This is a genomic window from Paenibacillus sp. NPDC057886, assembly GCF_042796655.1.
Taxonomy (GTDB): Bacteria; Bacillota; Bacilli; order Paenibacillales; family Paenibacillaceae; genus Paenibacillus.
In genome coordinates this window covers 1458102-1473828 of the sequence record NZ_JBHVMZ010000001.1, presented here as the reverse complement: position 1 = coordinate 1473828, position 15727 = coordinate 1458102, and the positions used below count along the sequence as shown (strand labels likewise).

Genomic DNA, 15727 nt, shown 5'->3' with positions numbered 1-15727 from the left:
ATCAACGGGTCTCATCCGAAGTTATATTAAGGTTCTGCATAGCGAAATATCGTTTGACATCCTCAATCATCTGGTTAATATGATCCACCATTGCCGCTTCAGCTTGTTCCGGGGAGCCCGCTGCTACAGCCTCCAGAATCCGCTGATGGTCCACGACCAGTTCGCTTCCTACTCTTTGCCTAATATAAGCTGTTTCCAGGAAATCACGGCTTGTCTCCCAAACCAGTTCAACCGCATGCAGCAGAATCTGGTTTTGAGCCGCATAAGCCAGCAGCCTGTGAAACTCCCGATCCTCCTCGTAAGGAATAATATTCTGGGAAAGCAATTGATGCTGGGTAGCGATGGAGGCTTCCAGCAACAATATGTATTCTTTTGAGGCTCGTTGTGCTGCCAGGGAAGCAATCTCCCGTTCCAGAGCCCTTCTGGCCACAAGGACATCAAGCAGAGCCTTTTCACCGGAATGGTTCAGCATCTGAATGAGTTGGGAATTCACACTTTTTTGCTGTAAATCTTTCTCCAAAGTCTTGATTCGCTCCAGCCCCTGTTCGGTTAGAATTCTGCCCTTCCGGCCCTCCAGTATCGTGAAACCTTCAACGTCCATCTCCATAAGTCTTCTTCCGATTGTAGCCTGACTTAGACCGTACGTTTTGCCCAAGGTATGAACCAACGTGCTGGCCCCGATGGGAGCGCTCGCGTCCCGAAGCTGCTTCAGCAGTTCGTATTCCAACTCCAATTCGTTTAGCTCAGGACCCACTAAATTCACTCCTCATATATAAATAATTGCATTTCTTTTGTTGTTACTCACTGATGATTAACGACAGTATAACTTCAATCGATAATAATTTCAATAATTCTTACCCAATTACTGTGTATTTTTTTTGCGCCATGTACTACCCGTTTGACCCAAAATAAAAAAAGAGCAATTCACATCCTGTATTCCAGATTTTTTCTGGAGGACGTAACCTGCTCTTGTCGAGATAACCTTTATACTTCGTTTAATTATAAATATTCAGTTATGACTTGAGTTGTTGCAGCAGCTGCACGCGGTAAGCTTCACTTTCAAGAGACTGGATCTCCTTGTATTCTTCCGCAGTAAGCACTTTAGGCTCCCCTGCTGCCTTGGCGATCATATACACCTTGGCGCTTTCCTCCACCACTTGGGTGCGGTAGTAGGCTTCGCGCAGATTTTTACCTGTCGTAACCAATCCGTGGTTGACCAGAATGAGCGCTGTGTGCTCTTCAACCTTGGCAGCTACCGCATCGGCAAGGAGTCTGGTTGTGGGCAGAACATAAGGTACAAAGCCAATATCGCCCACCAGTGCCGACTGATCAGGGAACAAATGAGGCAATTCATCGAAAACGAGACTCAGGGCGATGGTGTATGCCGGATGTGTATGGACAATGGCTTGAATGTCAGGGTTGACCCGATAGCTATACAGATGCATCAACACCTCGGAGGAAGGGCGTGTCGATCCGGCACGTGTCTCTCCTGTCGCAATATCAATCGCGATCCATTCGTCAGGCTCCAGATCCTCTAGTGCATAACCACTGGGCGAAAGCAGCATCGTTCCTTCGGAACGGGCGCTCAGATTCCCCCCTGGTCCAACCACCAGCCCCTGAGCAACCGCTCTGCGGGCATATTTGGTCAATTCTTCCCTTACATGTTGTTCAGACATGTTCTGCTCCACTCCTTTGACTTTTCTTTTTAAGCATTTTAAAAAATGCTCATCTAATTGGATTTGCTTGCCAATGTTTGATTCAGGTGTTGGTATCTTACGTAGGCTTCCTGCCACCTTGCGGTGTCTTCTGGCTCATAGGTTTCGGGAGAAAAGGAAGAAGCCATAACTTCTCGCACCTCGGATAAGCTGCTTATTTCGCCATGTGCCAGGTATTGCAGCATGCAATTTCCGGCTGAAGTTGCCTCGGCAGGACCGGCTATCACCGGAATACCTGCTGCATTAGCCGTAAATTGGCACAATAAGCGATTATGCACACCGCCGCCGACTATATGAATCACCCGTGGCCGGGTGCCTGTAATTAGCTCCAGTTCATCCAGAGTCTGTCTGAACTCCAGCGCGAGACTTTCGAGAATACAACGCACAATGGCTCCAATCGTTTCGGGTATTCCTTGCCCTCTGGCACTGCACTGTTGCCGGATTCGCTCTGGCATGTTGCCTGGTGCCAAATACACCCCATCTCCGGACGATACATAACATTGATGAGCGGTTGCCGAAGCAGCGAGCTGGACCAGTTCCTCATGGGTAAAACGTTGATTCTCCCGTTCCCACTGCCGTTTGCACTCCTGCAATAGCCACAGGCCTGAGCGATTCTTCAAGGTTCGCACTTTGCCATTTACCGTGCCTTCATTGGTGAACCCCAGTTGGCGGCTACGTTCATCCAATACAGGGCTGTCGCGTTCCACCCCCATGAGTGACCAGGTGCCACAGCTAATAAAAGCAAATTCCGAATCTGTAGCAGGAATGGCTGCCAATGCAGATGCTGTATCATGTGAACCTACAGATATCACTTGCATCGGTCCAGTCCGCAACTCTGCACACAAGTCATCCGTTAACTGCCCTAGCACCGTGCCTGGCTGTACGAGAGGTGGGAATAGCGTCTCCGGGATACCCAGACGGCCAATCAACTGTTCATTCCAACGGACCTCTCCGGCATGCAATAGTCCGCTTGTACTCGCAATTGTGTACTCGCAGGCCTGCTGACCAGATAGATAATAGTTAAATAAATCCGGCATCAATAACATGCGCACATCTGGCCGCAGACCTTCCGAGTGCTCGCGCACACTTCCAAGCAGTTGAAATATCGTATTTATCTGTTGTGGCAGGACACCAGACATGGAATAAAGCTCTTCTTCACTCACCATGTGCAGGACTTCTTCCATCCACTTCGCATTACGCGATTCCCGGTAATGACGCGGATTGAAGAACAACCTTCCCGCCCCGTCCACCAATCCATAGTCGACTCCCCACGTATCCACAGCAATGGAACGGACCGGTTGGGAGATGCCTTGCATGCCCTTTACAATCCCTTGTTTTAGTTCGTGGAAAAGTCGCAGGAAATCCCAGTACAGGCCATCTCCCAGGTGTACAGGATCGTTACTGAATCGATGCATTTCTTGTAACGAGAGCTTGCTCCCGTCAAAAGTCCCACGGACCACCCGGCCGCTTCCGGCGCCGTAATCGGCAGCAAGCACATGTGTTGCTTGAGTACCCATCTCTCATGCCTCCTTCGCTTCCACGACAAGCCGTTTGGCTGTTATCGATACAACGGTCCAAAGACGCTGCATGCCCGGTAATCGGCATTTTCCGGTTCACTTGTGCCGAACAGTCCCCAGGCACGCGGACGGAAAATCTCGGATTCCGGTACATTATGCATACTCACCGGGATACGAAGCATGGAGGCCAGTGTCAGCAAATCCGCACCGATATGTCCATAAGAGATGGAGCCATGGTTCGCACCCCATTGATTCATTACTTCATAAACCGAGGTGAAGGCCCCTGATCCCGTCAGAACAGGTGCAAACCAGGTAGATGGCCAAGTCGGATCTGTCCGCTGATCCAGCGTATCATGTACATCCTCAGGCAGATCGACGGTGTAACCTTGAGCCAGTTGCAGCACTGGACCGAGTCCTTTGACCAAATTGAGACGAGTCATCGTAACAGGCATGCCGCCTTTAGTCAGGAAATCAGCCGAATAGCCGCCGCCCCGGAAATATTCCACGGATGCCGGCCGCCATGAGGTGGCTTTCAGGCAGTCCTCAACCTCTTCATCTGTAATTTCCCAGAAAGGCTTGAGCACAGGCTCACCCGCTCTTGATTGTTGCCCTGTACCATCCAATGCCGCAGAACCGGAGTTGATCAGATGCAGAATACCGTCCTTTGCGTTTCCTTCCAACTGATGCCCTGTCACGCGTTTTACCGAATCCGGGCTCCAATAGGTACGTACATCTGCGAAGATCTGCGCGGTATGCGTAAGAAGGGAACCAAATAACATCGACACACCATTCAGGCTGTCGTTCTCTGTTGCCACCAGATAAGGCGAGCGTTTGCCATTCCAGTCAAAGGAAGAATTCAGGATAGATTCCAGAAAATCTCCGTTGGGTGAATGATCTGTCCACTGCCGTTGTCCCTGAAACCCGGAGACAATCGCGTGGTGGCCCATGGATTCCTCTGTGAATCCCAGCTCCGCCAGCTTCGGATTGCCTGCCATCAGGTCACGCACAATCTGGGTCATTTTCACAACCGTTTCCCATTCATACTCTTTGCGTTTGCGATCTGTCTGAAGATAGGCAGGATTGTTATCCGGTCCTTCACTACAGTTCTCCTTCACCCAGGCCAGTGCCAGCTTATACTCCTCAGGATCATAAATCTCCTCTTCTATACGACGAGTCAATTCACTCATGTCCACATATTCGTTCCGCATGCCCAAATATTCCTGGAAAAAGGAATCGTTCACGATAGAGCCGGCAATGCCCATGGATACCGAGCCAATGGACAGATAAGCACGTCCCTTCAAGGTTGCAGCGGCAAGACCTGCACGGCTGAAGCGAAGTAATTTCTCACGAACGTCATCAGGAATCGTCGTATCTCCTCCATCCTGAACATCCTCTCCATAGATTCCAAAAGCGGGAATCCCCTTCTGTGCATGGGCAGAGAGTACTGCTGCCAGATATACTGCGCCCGGACGTTCAGTGCCGTTAAAACCCCAGATCGCCGTGGGAATGGATGGGGACATATCCATCGTTTCTGTCCCATAACACCAGCAAGGTGTAACGGTAATGGTCACGCCCACGTTGGAACGACTGAATAGTTCCGCCGCTGCCGCTGCCTCGTTCACGCCGCCAATACAGGACTCGGCAACGACGCATTCTACCGGCGATCCATCGGGATAACGAAGTTCTGCTGCGAGCAGCTCGGCAACGGACGTCGCCATACGCATCGTCTGCTCTTCCAATGATTCACGAACACCCTTGCGTCTGCCGTCAATTGTGGGACGAATACCAATCTTGGGAAATGCCTGTTTATAACGGTAATCCTGATGTGTCATACTAAAACGTCCTCCTTCAATGGTTTCATAGAATAGGTACGAATTACTTGTGACTTGTCCGTATGCAATTTGATGGGGCTAATTAAGAATTTTGATTCCTTCTGTTCACCGATACCCGAGTTATCACATTACCGTTGCATGCCACAATGGTCACTTCTTTTTCTTATTATGAATGCGTTTACAAATACTCAATTAAATAAACCGCTCTATATTATTGACTCCGTTATGCTGCCCTGTAATGGTGTATGAAGGAAGCGATGTGAGCAAAATTGAAGAGCGGTTAGACTGAAAAAATCAATTTTTTTGGTTAGGGTTATGGGTAACCCTAAGATAGCATGAGCCTATGTTGCTGTCAATCGGCATTATCCTATAGAATGGAAAGACTATGTTGCGGAAAGGTTAGATCCTATTGATTACCATTTATGATATTGCCAAAAAAGCCAACGTCTCCGCCATGACCGTTTCCAAAGTCATCAATCAAACAGGTCGCATCAGCCCGGCTACACGCGAGCGTGTACAACAGGTCATCGAAGAACTTGGTTACATTCCCAACTCCAATGCACGCAGTCTTGTGCTGCAGCGGACTCAGATGTTGTCACTGTTAATTACGGATATTACGAACCCCTTCTATACAACGCTGGCCCGGGGAGCTGAAGACGCTGCCAATCTGCGCGGTTATCGCCTCTTGTTCAGCAATAGCGACGAGGATTACGACAAGGAGAAAAATTATGTAGAAACCATTCTGTCTACCCGCGTCGATGGTGTGCTGTTTGCACCAGCTGGGGACCGTTCGCTAAATCACTTGAAGCAGCTGCAGGAACGTAACATTCCGTTTGTTATTTTGGACCGCACCGTCCCGGGAATCACATCCGACGTTATCGCTGGGGACAGCCGAGATGGTGCACTTCAATTGATTCGATATCTGACGGATCTCGGACATCGCTGCATAGCTCTGGTCAATGGTTCTTCCGAGGTTTCCACTGCGAGGCTGCGAGAAGAAGGATATATGGAGGGACTCCGGGAAGCCGGGCTTCCTTTTGATTCTGGATTAATCCTTCGAACAGGCTACCGGGATTTCAGTGATGAAGAGGGTATCGACAGTTTACTTGCACATCAGCATAAACCTACAGCCATATTTGCAGCAAACAACATGCTCGCTATCGGTGTCATTCGACTTTTGCGTAAACGGGGGCTTCGTGTACCTGAGGATATCTCGGTCGTCTGTTTTGATGATCTGGATTTGGCTTCCGCCTTTGATCCCTTTCTTACTGTTGCTGCACAGCCTGCCTATGACTTCGGTGCTATCGGAATGCAAATGCTGATCGACCGAATTGAAGGCAAAGCTCCTGAGCAACCACAAACTGTTATTATGCCATCTGAGCTGCGTATTCGAGCTTCGGCCTCTGCTCCTTGCAAATAAACAGGAAAATCAATTGAGGTTGGAACCGCAACTTGAGAGAAACTGTTTTGTTGAAGCAAATACACAAACAGGACGCATCGGAGAATATCTCTCTGATTGCGTCCTGTTTTCTTTGTAATGAAATGAGACTCAAATATAGATTTGGATTCTAGCCTTCGGATTGAAGTGCCAGAGCGACTTCCCGAACCAGACCCGGGAACCAATCCATTAATGCTTCAAACGTATATCCCGCCTGCTCTGCTTTCGAAGTATCCATTGTCCAGGAATCCGAGATTCCAAAGGGTGACATGTCTTCTTTGATCGTTTCGGTCAGTACCTGGGATTGCATACCCGTTACCGTTTCAATCAGTTTCATCATGGCTGAAAGAGTTATAGCTCCTTTGGACGCTGCATTCACAGGTCCTGTAATGGATGAATGACCAAGCCAAGCGAGAAATCTAGCGGCTTCTGTGGAATTGATGAAACCAATCTCGGCATTCGGATTTGGCATGCCGATGGGTTTTCCTTTTTGCACATGTTCAATATGAAAATGAAGTCTTCGTGTGTAGTCATCAATTCCGAGTACAATCGGAATACGCATCGCTGCCACCGGGAAATCCGCTTCCTGGAAAAACACAGCTTCCGCAAGCCGTTTACCCTCTCCATAGGAGAAATCCTCATGGCTTCCATATTGCAGCGGATAGGTATACGGATCGAAATCGTCTTCCGTAAATCCAGGTTTGGGATCTCCATATACCGATAGCGTTGATGTCAAAATGTATCTTTGGGTACGTCCTGCAAAAGCTTCGCAAGCCGACTTCGCCGCATCTGGCGAGTAACAGATGTTGTCATAGACAATATCCCACATGTCGGTCTGTGCAACCTCGGCAAGCGATTTCGGATCTTCACGATCCATTTTAATCCGGTTGACCTCGGGTCCAAAGTCTACATCCGTTTTACCACGAGTTGCGACCGTAATTTGAGACTTTCCTTCCCACAGTAAATGATCAACCAGACGTTTGCCGAAGAACCGTGTACCACCAAGTATAAGTACTTTTTTCATCTGATAAAACCTCCTAACCTGTTCTGGTCATGCGTATCTTATTAAAACCTTCATGAATGAAGTGCTGTCTGTGTTGTTGCAATTCAGGTGTTTTTACCGTGATTTCACAATATGGAGCATCGTATGTGCTCCCCGCTGGAATTCATATGAAGTTTTCTCTTCAGAAGTAATATAACCGCGTTCTTCCAGTATAGCCTTTAGTTCATCCATGTGCTCATAACGTTTGCCAGACAAGTCTACCGTAGGAAAAATCCGCAGCTCCCGCTTCGTCACACGCAGCAGCTCAAGGATCGTCTGAAGATGGAAATCGGCATCCAGGCGATCCGCATACGTAAACAGGAAATGCGCAGACAATGTCAGATCGAATTGTTCATCGGCAAAAGGTAACTCCGGCAGTACAGAGGCCACATAACGGTCAGGAAAACGTCTCATATCGGCTACACAATCGGTGATTGCACGTCTACGTTCTTCTTTCAAGCCATGGATCGAACCGAAATCATCCCATCTATATTTGTCTTGTACTTGTTCCATTTGTTTCATCGTATGTTCAATATCCTGAAGTCCCTTCACTTCCAGTTGGCTGCTCTCATGTTCATAGGCAATATCCGCTGCCATGGGATCTGCACCCCACTCTCGTGCATGGCTACTGAAAGAACAGGCCCCGCCCGGACAATCGAGAATGGACTTACCTTTAATCTCTTCCACGGTCAGGTTGAACATCTTCATATATTCTTCGAAGGTTCGCCCGATAAAAATAATTTGTGCCAACTCCAGGCCGGCCACTCTGCTCTTCTGCTCATCTCTACTCATCTCGTCTCAGCTCACTTTCAGAATTAATCGTTAGGAAAAACAAGACCAATCTGCTGCCGGATCTGATCCATCACCTGCATGGTAACATAGGAACGTTCATAGGTGTTCATGTCCGATTCCTTTTTGCCTTGCTGGATCAGATTGACAAACTCCTCCACCTCATAATACATCGACGGATGAGTTTGCTCGGCAGTGAGTTTTTCCACCGTACCATCATTGTAGCGTATCTCCGCATGTTCGGGTGAACCAATTTTGTCAATGATGATGCTGCCGCGTTCGCCCATAATTTCGCTTGGAACACGAGAATTGGAGATTTTGGAGTACGTCACTACCGCATCCATCTCATCATAATTCAGAATAACACTGCCTTGTCCATCTACCCCTGATTCCAGCATCATTGCCTGGGACTGAACTTGTGTAGGCTCGCCAAATAGCGTAATCAACGGATAGAGACAATACACACCAAGATCCATTAACGCTCCATTAGCAAGATCAGGTTTGAACGCATTCAGGACGATTCCCTCTTTATACTTATCGTACCGGGAAGAGTACTGGCAATAACTCGCCACATATTTACGTACCGGGCCAATTTTATGTAGGTGAGACTGTACCATTTTGAACGAGGGAACAAGGGTCGATTTCATGGCCTCCATGAGCAGTACTCCATGTTCTTGCGCTGTATCAATTATACGACGGACCTCTGCCCCATTGGCAGCCAAAGGCTTCTCGCACAGGACATGTTTGCCGTTTCTCAAAAATAACTCTGCCTGCTCGGCATGAAAGGTATTCGGTGTAGCAATGTACACGGCATCGAGACCATCACTCGCCGCCATCTCTTCCAGGTTGGTGAATCGAAGTGCAGCCTGATATTGATCTGCAAATGCATTAGCTTTATCTTCAGTTCTTGAATACACGGCGGTCAATTCGAATCCTTCGACTTGTGCAGCGGCCTCAAGAAGCCTCTCTGTAATCCAGTTGGTACCTACCACTCCAAAACGAACCATTCAATCTACCTCTTTCATAAATAAAATTTCACGCTTAAACTGCTTGCCATCCTGTACATTGTAGCCTATATTTCATTCAGATTGAAGGGAAGTACATTTTCCAACATATTGATATCTTGCTTTTTTGCTTGAAACTTCGTCGATCTCAATCAATCAGGGGTATAATGAGACTTGAGGTGATTCTTTTGGAATATCACAACCCCTATCAAACAGATTCTGTGCCTATAGATGACAAACAGTGGAATGCCATTATTCACAACGACAGCAGCTTTGATGGAAAATTCTATTACGGTGTCAAAACAACAGGCATCTTTTGCCGACCTTCCTGCAAGTCGAAAGCACCCAATTATGAGAATGTCTTTATATTTAAAAACTCGGAAGAAGCATTGGCGCGACATTTCCGTCCATGCAAACGGTGCAAACCAACGGGCGAGCGAGTCCCCGATCAGGAATGGATTTCCGTTGTAACAGACTATATCGAACATCATTTTGCCGAGCCTCTAACACTTGATATTCTTGCGAGTGTTAGTCATGGTAGTCCGTACCATCTGCACCGGGTGTTCAAACGAATTACGGGTCTAACACCAGTGGAGTACATTCAGGAAAAACGAGTCACCGAAGCCCGGAAAATGCTTGAAAGCACCAGTCTTACCGTCACAGATATCGGTCGACAGGTCGGCATAGCCAATCCGGCGTATTTTATTACTGTATTTCGAAAACATACAGGATGCACACCTGCCAATTACCGTGAACAAAGGCGTGATTCATTATGAAGACCAGTCTGGTATACAAAGTACCCAAAACGTTGCTGAACAAAGGAACCGGGTTCCTTAATGGTTATACCCATACGTTGAATCCCTATACAGGCTGTGCTTTTGGATGTTCCTATTGTTATGTAAGGCAAATGCCCGTATCTTTATTTCGCAAAGAGCCGTGGGGAAGCTGGGTTGATGTGAAACAGGAAGCCGCCAATGTGCTTGCCAAGGAGCTGAAGCGTGCGAAATCGAAAGGTAAGGTCACACTCTTTATGTCATCCAGTACAGATCCGTATCAGCCCGCTGAATATAAGGAGCAAATCACGCGTTCTTTGCTTGAAGTCATGGCCCAGCATCCACCCGATTTTATATTGGTTCAAACCCGAAGTCCATTGGTGACCCGAGATATCGATCTGCTGCAAAAGTTGGGTGACCGAGTCCGTGTTAGCATGACCGTGGAAACGGATCTGGATGATATCCGCAAGCAGTTCAGTCCTGCAGCTCCGCCAATCGCGGGCAGATTGCGTGCCCTGGAACAACTGCGAGATGCCGGTATCCCCACACAGGCTGCTATTGCTCCAGTATTACCCAGCAGCGAAAATTTTGCAGCCATCCTAAGGCCGCTTGTCCAGCGTATATGTATTGATGATTACTTCATGGGAGATGGGAGTGAGGGCAAGCGAACCCGGAGACTTGGCATGAAGCCACTTTACGAACAAGTGGGCAAGGAAGATTGGTACAGTCCTGAAGCCTACAAAATGGTAGTTGAGCGAATGAAGGCGCATTTTGAGGAACATGAAATCTGGATTAGCCAAGCCGGATTCGAACCCTAATCATGCCTTGATATAAAATGAAAATAGCCCTGCTTCCCTCGTATCGGGAGTCAGGGCTATAGTTCTGTCTTGATCGATTACTGATCCAGCGTGTACAATGGCAGATCTGCTGGCAGTGCAGCAGGGCGCTGACATGTGCTGTCCATTTTATAAAAAGTCTGATCATCCGAAGAATCATGGAACGCCCACATAGCTTCAAGCACATGGTAGGCAAGCTCTCCACTTGCCCTGTGAGCACGTCCGCTGCCCACGGCATAAGCCATATCTGCAACACCGATGCCACGTGTGTTTTCTTGATATCCTGGCAGCAGAGGTACCTCAGTCCACTCCTCATCACCTAGCAAGCGGTAACGAACTGGACCGCCGAATGTGTTTGGATCAGGAACCTGTAGTGTTCCATGGGTGCCGTATACTTCAATTGGTGGCAATACACTTCCGCCGAATACGTCAAAACTCGTAATCAGCGTGCCGATGGCTCCCTGCTCGAATTGCAACAATCCAGCTACATGCGTCGGAATTTCAACGGGGATGCTCTGACCTCGCTTTTTCTCACTCGTAATCGTCCGCTGTTCCATCGCTTTGCCCGTCATACCAGCAATTGACTTGATTGGCCCCAGCAATTGTACAAGCGCAGTCAGGTAATATGGCCCCATATCAAACATCGGCCCGCCACCGGCTGCATAATAGAACTCCGGATCGGGATGCCAATGTTCATGTCCACGGCTCATCATAAATGCAGTGGCCGCCACAGGCTTGCCGATGACACCATCCTCTACCACTTTGAGTGCCGTCTGAATGCCTGAACCGAAGAACGTTTCTGGCGCACAGCCCACGAGCAGACCTTTGCGCTTGGCCGTTTCCAGGACCGCTTGACCCTCTTCTCGTGTGACAGCGAGTGGTTTTTCCACGTAAACATGTTTGCCTGCTTCGAGCGCTCTCAAGCATACATCCGCATGAACGGCAGGGATCGTCAGATTGATAATCAGGTCGATCTCAGGGTCTGCCAAAATTTCCTCTACCGTGTATACGTTAGGTACATTATAAGCAGCCGCCTGCTCCTCTGCCCTGTTCCGGTCAAGATCTGCAACCGCAACAAGATCGAGCACCTCAAATCGGTGACAGTTCTCCATATAAATACCGCTGATTTTACCGCAGCCAATAATGCCTACTTTCATTGTTTTCATGCTTGGACTCCCTTCGTGTTCCCACTTGGTATATCGCTTCCAAAAACCTCTAGACCGCTATTATGTGGGTCAATATATCTATCTCAACGGATATGAATTGAGAATTAAATTAAATTAGCGACTTTGGTTATCAGCCATTCCTGTGTAAACTTCAGCCACTGCATTCGTGCGGCTCTGAGCAAGCGCTTTGCCTGCGGCAGTCCATTTGAAACCACTACGCATCATCTCAGTAACTTGTTTCATCTCCACGATATCTGCATGGTGTCCGAGTGAGTTGTAGAATACACGGCCTGCACCCCAGCGTTTGGTCCAAACGACAGGCATATCCACAGGGCCATTCGCTGCGTGAGGACCGTTAACAATTGGGAACCGTGTCGTTGCCAACACTTCAACAGCAGGGTCCACGTGCAGGTAGTACTGTTCACTTTTTACCTGGAAATCTTCAATATGATCCAAGAGCGGACTGGAACCACGCTTCATGTTGACCGTGTACTCCACGCCGTCGTTCCCTGGATGCGCAACCCACTGTCCACCCGTCATGAACTGCCAGTCGACGTTGTTGCGGAACGCATCGCACATCCCGCCATGAAGACCCGCAAGTCCCACGCCGCTCTGAACAGCCGCAGATACGTTATTGACCAGTTCCTGTTCAATCTGTCCCATCGTCCACAGTGGAACGATCAGATCCAAACCCAGCAGTTTCTCTGCATCCGCATACGCTTCCAGTGTATCTGAGACTTCAACCTCAAATTGTTCTTCCTTCAGAATGCGTTCAAAAATTGCTGCTACCTGCTCCGGTTCATGTCCATCCCAGCCGCCCCATACGATTAGTGCTTTGCTCATCACCCATCACTCGCTTTCCGGAAGTTAAGTTATTGTCATTCTCTATCGGACTTTGCGCTAATTCAAGATCTCTCCGAGGTCAACATCCTTGCCTATATCTAGCTTATTTATTTCAAATGAGTGCCAATATGATATCCATTTCACATTCAGTGGTTCAATACTTACATTTCTTCTAGCGACACCCAGCGGCGCTCTGTAACGGATCGTTCAACGGCTTCCAATACCGCTTGACAGGCAACGCCATCGTGGAAACTTGGCTCAGGCTGACGTCCTTCGGAGATCGCAGTCACCAGCTCCAGCATTTCATGTGTGAACGTATGCTCGAATCCAATCGTATGTCCCGCAGGCCACCACGCCTCAGCATATTTGTGTGCCGGATCGGTCGCCAGAACACGGCGGAAGCCCTGCACATCTTCATCGTCCTTCGTAAAATACACTTCCAGTTCATTCATCCGTTCAAAATCAAACCGGACGCTGCCCAGACTGCCATTGATCTCAAACGAATTGGTACTGCGGTGACCTGCTGCAAAGCGTGTAGCCTCGAAGCTTCCCAGCGCACCATCTGCAAACCGTGCGAGGAACAAAGTGGCATCATCTACCGTAACTTCACCCTTCGGAGCATCTGTGTTCGAACTGCCTTTGGCGCTAAGTCCGGTCATTTCCGAAGCCAGCGGCCGCTCCTTAATGAACGTTTCGCTCATCCCGATTACTTCCTTGAACTCACCCACCAGGAAACGTGCCAGATCAATCAGGTGTGCCCCAAGATCGCCATGTGAACCGGAACCTGCCACTTCCTTTTGCAGACGCCACACCAGCGGGAACGAAGGGTCCATGATCCAGTCTTGAAGGAAAAACGCTCGGAAATGATAGATTTTGCCCAGACGTCCGCTTTGCACCAGTTCTTTGGCCAGCTGCACAGCCGGTGAGAAACGGTAGTTGAATCCGACCATGTGTGCAACTCCTGCTTCTTCTGCAGCCTGTAGCATTTCACGCGAATCTGCGAGCGATAGAGCCAACGGTTTTTCACAGAACAGATGTTTACCCTGGCGAGCGGCTTCCAGCGCGATTTCCTTATGGGCATCACTTGGAGCGTTAATATCGATCAGATCGATGTCATCACGCCGCACCAGCTCGCGCCAGTCCGTTACACTTTCAGACCATCCGAACTGACTGGCGGCCTCCTGAACTCCCTGCTCGCTGCGTCCACAGATTACCGACATCTCGGGTTGGAGCGGAGCAGACGGGAAAAACATCGGCAGGCTACGATAAGCGTTGCTGTGGGCTTTCCCCATAAATTTGTATCCAACCATTCCGACACGAAGACGACTTGACATGGTCATTTCCTCCTTTGGGATATAGCTATACAGGTTGAACTAAAGAATATTTACACTTGCCACTCCGATGACAGAACAACCTTTCGATCGCTGTTATCCCCAGATTTTTTTTATTTCTTTTTTTAAATGGTAAATCCGGGGATAAAGGCGACCGCTTCGCTTCTTCAGGTTATTTCTATCCTCTCCGTTCTCGTGTAAATGTTTAGTTCATTCTATATAGCCATGTATTAATTACGGATTGAAGAGGCACGGATAATCAGCTCTGTAGGCAATAACTGCCTTGCAGTTTCTGAGAGGGATTTGGTATTCACCGATGAAGCTGTTGCCTCCAATGATCCATGAATAAGTTTGGATGCAGCCAGTTCTCCCATTTCATAAAAGGGAACCCTGACGCTGCTCAGCGGCGGAACCGCCATCTCCGCAGCATCGGAGTCATCGTAACCCACGAACGCGGGGAAATCCTGAACCTTGATCCCACGCTCTCGCAAACCATGCATAACACCGATTGCCATCCGGTCATTCGCAGCAAATACAGCATCAATCTCGTCAAGCCGGGCTGCAATGGTAGCAGCTGCCTCCACCCCGCTTCGTCTGCCGTAATTCCCCTCCAGCAACAGGCTGGAATCCACATTCATTCCGGCCTCATTCAGGCCGATCTGAACGCCCTGAAGCCGCTCCTGACTGTTGGAATAACTATCCGGACCATTGAGAAAGGCAATTTTCCGGTATCCTTGATCGGTAAGGTGACGGATTGCCAGCCTGCTGCCCTCCACATGATCGGCATCCACTTCCATGAATGATTCACCTGCAAAGTGCTGGCTCATAATGCAAAAGGGATGTCCTTCCTGCTGAAGCTGCTGCATGGCAGCCAGTTCCCCATGATCATCTCGCGCGCCGAGAATGATGCAAGCATCCACTTTTTGACGGCGGAACAGATCCGTATAATTCATGACTTCACCCGGTGTCCTGAACATGACCAGCAGGTCCATGCCGTTGTCCCTGGCTTTGCTCCCAATGCCGCTCAGCATTTCCGAGAAGAAATACGCCGAGAACAAGTGTGCCTTCGGAACGTAGGGTAATACCACGCCAAGGTTACCGCTTTTACTTCTCGCAAAGCTGCGGGCCAGTGCGCTGGGCACGTAACCCAACTGCTCGGAAGCTTCAATAACCTTGCGGCGGGTTTCCTCTTTAATAGGTCCAACGCCATTAAGAACTCGGGATACTGTAGCTTCCGAAACACCGGCAAGATCAGCCACTTCTTTACGGGATGCCATGGATCTCACCTCCTTCATGTTTCCTGAACACATGCAAAACCGATGCATTGTATAAAATAATTATGTACGCGCGTACATCTTCTCATGTGTTGTAACCGTTGTCAATGCTTTTAACACAAAAAAAGATGAGGATTTGTGTAAACAAATTCCCCATCCTTTACTTA

Annotated in this window: 14 protein-coding genes; 3 read left to right on the top strand and 11 right to left on the bottom strand. The window is 48.7% G+C overall.

All coding sequences use genetic code 11. The features are described 5' to 3' along the window. Position 1: 1 nt before the first annotated feature. From ACFVQB_RS06480 to ACFVQB_RS06465, 4 genes are all read right to left on the bottom strand, one after another. Positions 2-754, bottom strand: a complete 753-nt coding sequence (locus tag ACFVQB_RS06480; RefSeq protein ID WP_379435755.1) for a FadR/GntR family transcriptional regulator — start codon at positions 752-754, stop codon at positions 2-4. 259 nt (positions 755-1013) lie between these two features. After that, positions 1014-1676 (bottom strand): class II aldolase/adducin family protein, encoded by a 663-nt coding sequence (locus ACFVQB_RS06475; protein WP_379435753.1) that lies wholly within the window; start codon positions 1674-1676, stop codon positions 1014-1016. Positions 1677-1729: 53 nt separating this feature from the next. After that, positions 1730-3232, bottom strand: a complete 1503-nt coding sequence (locus ACFVQB_RS06470; RefSeq protein WP_379435750.1) for a rhamnulokinase — start codon at positions 3230-3232, stop codon at positions 1730-1732. A gap of 41 nt (positions 3233-3273) precedes the next feature. Beyond that, positions 3274-5064 carry an L-fucose isomerase gene (locus ACFVQB_RS06465; protein ID WP_379435747.1) on the bottom strand — a complete coding sequence of 597 codons (1791 nt, stop codon included), beginning with the start codon at positions 5062-5064 and terminating at the stop codon, positions 3274-3276. Between the two features lie 409 nt (positions 5065-5473). On the opposite strand from ACFVQB_RS06465, the gene ACFVQB_RS06460 reads away from it, so the two are divergent. Next, positions 5474-6484, top strand: coding sequence for a LacI family DNA-binding transcriptional regulator (locus ACFVQB_RS06460; RefSeq protein WP_379435745.1), 1011 nt, complete (start codon positions 5474-5476; stop codon positions 6482-6484). Between the two features lie 148 nt (positions 6485-6632). On the opposite strand, the gene ACFVQB_RS06455 is transcribed toward ACFVQB_RS06460, so the two are convergent. From ACFVQB_RS06455 to ACFVQB_RS06445, 3 genes are all read right to left on the bottom strand, one after another. Next, complete coding sequence (locus ACFVQB_RS06455; protein WP_379435742.1) at positions 6633-7526, bottom strand: NAD-dependent epimerase/dehydratase family protein; 894 nt, start codon at positions 7524-7526, stop codon at positions 6633-6635. 93 nt (positions 7527-7619) lie between these two features. After that, positions 7620-8336, bottom strand: coding sequence for an SAM-dependent methyltransferase (locus ACFVQB_RS06450; RefSeq protein WP_379435740.1), 717 nt, complete (start codon positions 8334-8336; stop codon positions 7620-7622). A 23-nt stretch (positions 8337-8359) separates the two neighbouring features. Continuing rightward, positions 8360-9340 carry a Gfo/Idh/MocA family protein gene (locus tag ACFVQB_RS06445; protein WP_379435737.1) on the bottom strand — a complete coding sequence of 327 codons (981 nt, stop codon included), beginning with the start codon at positions 9338-9340 and terminating at the stop codon, positions 8360-8362. 185 nt (positions 9341-9525) lie between these two features. On the opposite strand from ACFVQB_RS06445, the gene ACFVQB_RS06440 reads away from it, so the two are divergent. Further along, on the top strand, positions 9526-10113 hold the full coding sequence (locus ACFVQB_RS06440) for a bifunctional transcriptional activator/DNA repair enzyme AdaA (RefSeq protein WP_379435735.1): 588 nt from the start codon (positions 9526-9528) through the stop codon (positions 10111-10113). Then, positions 10110-10928 carry an SPL family radical SAM protein gene (locus tag ACFVQB_RS06435; RefSeq protein ID WP_379435733.1) on the top strand — a complete coding sequence of 273 codons (819 nt, stop codon included), beginning with the start codon at positions 10110-10112 and terminating at the stop codon, positions 10926-10928. Before ACFVQB_RS06440 ends, ACFVQB_RS06435 begins: the two co-directional genes overlap by 4 nt. A 77-nt stretch (positions 10929-11005) precedes the next feature. Here the strand turns inward: ACFVQB_RS06435 and ACFVQB_RS06430 are convergent, their stop codons facing one another. From ACFVQB_RS06430 to ACFVQB_RS06415, 4 genes are all read right to left on the bottom strand, one after another. After that, positions 11006-12112, bottom strand: a complete 1107-nt coding sequence (locus ACFVQB_RS06430) for a Gfo/Idh/MocA family protein (protein WP_379435731.1) — start codon at positions 12110-12112, stop codon at positions 11006-11008. Positions 12113-12226: 114 nt separating this feature from the next. Next, positions 12227-12955, bottom strand: coding sequence for a ThuA domain-containing protein (locus ACFVQB_RS06425; RefSeq protein ID WP_379435728.1), 729 nt, complete (start codon positions 12953-12955; stop codon positions 12227-12229). Positions 12956-13116: 161 nt separating this feature from the next. Beyond that, the gene (locus ACFVQB_RS06420; protein WP_379435725.1) at positions 13117-14289 is read right to left on the bottom strand and encodes a Gfo/Idh/MocA family protein; all 1173 of its coding nucleotides are present in this window, start codon (positions 14287-14289) and stop codon (positions 13117-13119) included. Between the two features lie 227 nt (positions 14290-14516). Continuing rightward, the gene (locus ACFVQB_RS06415) at positions 14517-15563 is read right to left on the bottom strand and encodes a LacI family DNA-binding transcriptional regulator (protein ID WP_379435723.1); all 1047 of its coding nucleotides are present in this window, start codon (positions 15561-15563) and stop codon (positions 14517-14519) included. Positions 15564-15727: the final 164 nt, after the last annotated feature.